Annotated in this window: 3 protein-coding genes; all 3 read left to right on the forward strand. The window is 61.2% G+C overall.

Features of this window, described 5'->3' with window-relative positions; all coding sequences use genetic code 11:
• Positions 1-2,061, forward strand: a 2,061-nt coding sequence (locus HKN37_11600) for a T9SS type A sorting domain-containing protein (protein ID NNE47291.1), incomplete at its 5' end; no start/stop codon positions are given.
• Positions 2,062-2,118: 57 nt separating this feature from the next.
• Entirely contained in the window at positions 2,119-2,328 is a 210-nt protein-coding gene (locus tag HKN37_11605) for a hypothetical protein (GenBank protein NNE47292.1), read from the forward strand.
• 120 nt (positions 2,329-2,448) lie between these two features.
• Positions 2,449-4,635 carry a S46 family peptidase gene (locus tag HKN37_11610; GenBank protein ID NNE47293.1) on the forward strand — a complete coding sequence of 729 codons (2,187 nt, stop codon included), beginning with the start codon at positions 2,449-2,451 and terminating at the stop codon, positions 4,633-4,635.
• Positions 4,636-5,280 lie beyond the last annotated feature (645 nt).

A 5,280-nucleotide genomic window follows, 5' to 3' on the forward strand; every position in this document is an offset into this window, starting at 1 on the left:
TCTCCAAACCAGCGAGCAAAAGACCGCCGGTTCGGGCTCGTCGACATTCGTTCCGGAGACCAGGGAGCGAATCTCGATGTATACCACTTCTTCAGGATCCAGTGGCCGATCGCGGAGGACAGCATAACCTTTGTCTGGAATCTCCCGCAGGGAGCCACAGCCATTCTCCAGGAGAGCGTCGACGAAGACGACGGAGAGATCTCGCGATTCATGACCGTGATGGCCGGCTTTGGCAGTGCGGTCCTCACCGACAGCACCGTGACCGACTTCCGCCTGGCGGTCACGTACGACGACGTCATCTCGACGATCAACGTGGCACCACGGGCCATCGACGACATCGTTAGCACGCTTCCGAACCGTCCTGTCACCGTCTTTCCGCTCTTCAACGATGAAGATGACGATGGGGACCCGCTGGCTTTGCTGAGCTATACCCAGCCCGATCACGGAGACGCCACATCTCCCCGGATCGACGCCATCCAATACATACCGTTTCCGACCTTTGCGGGTGTGGACACCCTCGAGTACGTGGTTCGAGACCCCGCCGGCGGACTCGATACGGCACTGGTCGTGATCCGGGTGACGGAGGATGCAGGGAATCCACCACTCGCCATCACAACACGGGCGGACGCGGTATTGCGCGACACTCGTTTCACGGTCAACGTCGAGATCGGCAGTCCCGTGCTTCCCCTGGACGGGCTTCTCGGGGCAGCGGTTGAGCTTCGCTTCGATCCCGAGGTGCTCGCGGTGATTCCCGAGTCCATCGTACCGGGAGGGTTCATGGGGCGGGATTTGATAACGCTCGATCCTGTGCTGGATCCGCTCGAAGGCTCCCTGGCTCTGAGCGTGGCACGACGGCGTGACGATGCCGGCGTATCGGGCTCCGGCAGTATGGCGCGAATTTCCTTCGTCGTACTGCCCTCCGCCGCAGCCGGGCCGACGATAATCGACATCGTCGATGTGCTTGCCGTCGACACACTCGGTAATGAGATTGCTGTCACGCCCGTGGCGGGCGCCATCGAGATCGTGGAACCGCTGATTGTCTGGCCCGGGCGCACCGGGTTTGATTTGTTTGTCACATCCACGGACGTGTTTCCGATAGGCGACTGCTACGGGGTTTCAGGACCGACGCGGCCGGACGGCGTCGGCACGGCCTGGCAGCCCAGAGAAGTGATGTCGTGGTACTTCCCCGTCGGTGAATCGCGGTGCACCGCTCAGGCGGTGTCGGATCCGGCGACTGCGGATGCGAACGGAGACGGATTCATCGACGCACTGGACGTCGAAGCCATCAGCGATAACTTCGGCCTCTCACTGCCAACGGCACCGAAAGTCAGAGCGCGGACAACGGCTCCCGTCGATTCGTCATACGTTCCCATATCGCCCATCGGCGCCGAGTTCTCCCTCGACGTGACACTCGGCACCGCCGGAACCCCGGTCGCGAACCTGGTGGGTGTAGCTGCCAGTCTGACGCTAGATCCCGGAGTGCTGTCGCTTGCCGGAGTAGAGGGCGGTTCCTCTCTGGATGACGGCGACCTCCTGTCCTTCGAGCACTTCGATCCCGCCACCGGCGAGGTTGAGACGGCGCTCGTGCGCAAGAGAGGCTCCGAGCCCTTCAACGCCTCCGGGACGGTCATCAAGGTACGCGTGGAAGTAACGGCCCCGATGACGGAGCCGGCAAAGATCGTGCTGAGCAGCGTCCACACCAATGTGGAGGGAGCCGGAGTGGTCGCCGTGACCACCGAGCCGGCCGGCGTTTCAGAGCCTGTCGTCGTGTCGAACGGCGTTTCGGCGCAGCTCCCCGACCAACTCGGCGTGGCCTCTCTGTATCCAAATCCGGTCACTACGACCGCGACCGTAGGCGTAGAGGTTCCGGCAGCGGGTGATCTGAGGCTGACTCTGTTCGATGCGCTCGGGCGGCGGGTTGCCGTACCCTTCGCCGGTCGAGTGACTGCCGGACGATACACCCTGCCAGTCGATGCGAGCCATCTTCCGAGCGGTACGTACTTCCTGCGCCTCGAATCCGAGGGCCAACAGGTGACGGTTCCAATGGTGCACGTGCGGTGAGCTCCTGTCGGCAATCGCAACGCTACCGACTCGCGACCGACTGCCGGGTCAACATGCGTGAGCCCGTCGACACCCGACAGATCAATTCCCGCGTGGACGGGCCTCGTGTACCTCCCGTCACTCGCCCACTACACACTGGCCGTTGTGACCGAAGTGTGTGACGGTCTTGGCACGGTGCCGTGTGGTAGTATCCAGACCGCCACAATACATACCCAGCCGACGCGCCAGGCAGTCCCGGAAGGCCAGGCAGCGGATGGACTCCAGTGATCGGAAGGAAGGGTCGAATTCCCCTACAGTTCGCGTAAGGGAGTCCCGTCCATTTGAGAGCAGTGTACTAACTTCCTTTGCACCTGTTGAATACCGCCACCGAACAATTCAGATCTAAAGATGCAGCACGCCTCAAAAACGCTTACAGCACTGGCCGCGGCCATATTTCTTCTTCCCACACTGGTTGGATTCGGCCAACCGGTTGATCTGTCGACCGTCAAGGCAGGCGAATTCGACAATGGCAAGATGTGGACGTTTGATTATCCGCCGGTTGCGCATATGGAACGATTCTATGGATTCACGCCCGACGAAGCCTGGTTCGAGAAGGCGCGTCTAGGCGCGCTCCGCCTGCCCGGCTGTTCGGCCTCGTTCGTGTCGCCGCACGGACTCGTGATGACGAATCACCACTGTGGGCGCGGTTCCGTCGGCAGGGTCACGCGGGAAGGCGAGACGCTGCTCGATGACGGCTTCACCGCGATGACACTCGAGGAAGAACGACCTGTACCGGGTCTGTATGTAGATCAGCTCGTCGCCATCGCGGACGTGACGGACGAAATCTACGCGGCCCTTGAGGGTCAGGAAACAGATGCCGAAAAGGCCAACGCCCGACAGGAAGCAATCACAGCCGCACAGGCACGCATTCTGGAGAAGGCCGGCGGTCCTGATGCCGGCTTCGTGGTACAGATTGTCAACCTGTACAACGGCGGCCGCTACTCGGCGTACACGTTCCGCCGCTACGGAGACCTCAGGCTCGTCATGACGCCGGAACTCAACATCGGCTACTTCGGTGGAGATACGGACAACTTCACCTATCCCAGGTACGCACTCGACATGACGTTCTTCCGCGTATACGAAAACGATGAGCCGTATCAGCCGGAACACTACTTCGCCTGGAGCGAGAGCGGGACGAACGAGGGCGATGCCGTCTTCATCATCGGTAATCCCGGCTCAACGTTGCGGCTCAACACGGTGGCACAACTCGAATGGCGCCGCGACCATCAGGAGAAGGATCTTCTTGCGCTTCTTGACTCGCGTATCGCTGTCCTTGAGGAGTACAACCGGGAAGAACCCTCCGATGCGCTCCGCAATCAGATTTTCGGTCTCAAGAACGGCCAGAAGTTGTACCGTGGACGGGTGAAAGGACTGAACGACCCGGTAATGATGGCGAAACGTGCGGACACTGAAAACACGTTCCTTCGGGATATGTCCGCGAAGTACGGTGACCAGATTTCCGCGGACGTTCCAGTGCCGTACCTGACGGTCATCGAGGATCTCGCTCGCATTCAGGATCAGAAGAGAGAGTACGCCCGTGAGTATGGAGCCTTCCTCGCCATGGGTACCGGATCTTCCCTTTCGTCTGCCACGGTCAGGCGGGCAGTGAATGCCTACGATTTCCTGAAGCAGAAGGCGAAGGTCGTTGACACGGAGGCACTGGATGCGACTCGAGAGGAGTTGCTGGCACTTCGCGGTCAGCCCAGCGGCATCGATTCCCGATTTCTGCTTGCCCGAATCCAGGATCTCGTGAAATACTTCGGTCCCGCGGATCCAGCGGTACAGCAGATGCTCAACGGCCGCTCGCCGGAGGAGGTTGCCGACATTATCATCGCCAACTCGGCCCTGGCGGATGAAGAGCGATTTGCCCGGGCACTGCAAGACGGAACGCTTTCCATGGGAGACCCGGCCATTGCCATGGTTGCCCCGTTCATGGAGCGGAGACAGGCATATCAGAGCGCGTTCGCCGGACTGGCCGGACAGGAGACTGAGCTGAACGCGCAGCATGGTCGAGCCCGATTCGAGGTTTACGGAACCACGCGTCCGCCGGACGCCACGTTTTCACTTCGCGTGGCCGATGGTCAGGTGAAGGCCTACGAGTACAACGGCTCGAAGGCCCCGGCCTACACCACGTTCTACGGGATGTATAACCGTCACTACTCGCATGCTACCGGTAATGACACAACGGGCGAGTGGATTCTACCCGAGCGCTGGCTGAACGCACCCCCTGAGCTCGACCGGTCCACACCGATGAACTTTGTATCGACGGTTGACATCATCGGGGGTAACTCTGGTTCGCCGGTGCTGAACAGGGACCTCGAGGTTGTCGGGCTCGCGTTCGACGGCAACATCGAGTTTCTGCCGTCGGCCTTCATCTTCGATGCGGCGGAGGCAGGACGAACGGTCTCGGTCGATTCTCGTGGGATGATGGAGGCACTGGACGTCGTCTACGACATGGACCGGCTCGTGCTGGAGTTGCAAGAGGGACAGCTGGCGCCGACCGAGGAGGCAGCCGACGCATTGAGAGCGGAGTAGGTTGACTCGACAAAAGCTCGGGAGGCTTCCGTCGTTGTCGTGCAGGAGGCCTCTGTCACTGCCGCGAAGGCGGCAATCCATGGATGGCTGAGGCGACCTCCGACTTGAATGGATCCCCCGTCAAGCGGGGGATGACGTGAGTTGTACAAGGCCACGCTACCCGTGACTTGTACTAGGCTACGCTACCCGCTGGTACCGGCCGGGGTGCGCCACGAAGGTGCAGCAAGGCGAGCGTCAGCCTCTGTCACTGCCGCGAAGGCGGCAATCCATGAGGGCTGAGGCGACCTCCGACTTGAATGGATCCCCCGTCAAGCGGGGGATGACGTGAGTTGTACAAGGCCACGCTACCCGTGACTTGTACTAGGCCACGCTACCGCTGGTGCCGGCCGGAGTGCGCCACGAAGGTGCAGAAAGGCGAGCATCAGCCACTGTCATTGCCGCGAAGGCGGCAATCCATGGAGGGCTGATGCGACCTCCGACTTGAATGGATCCCCCGTCAAGCGGGGGATGACGTGAGTTGTACAAGGCCACGCTACCCGTGAGTTGTACAAGGCCACGCTACCCGTGACTTGTACTAGGCCACGCTACCCGCTGGTGTCCGCCGGAGTGCGCCACGAAGGTGCAGAAAGGCGAGCAGTATGCGGG

The sequence above is a fragment of the Rhodothermales bacterium genome, assembly GCA_013002345.1.
In the GTDB taxonomy this organism is placed as follows: domain Bacteria; phylum Bacteroidota; class Rhodothermia; order Rhodothermales; family JABDKH01; genus JABDKH01.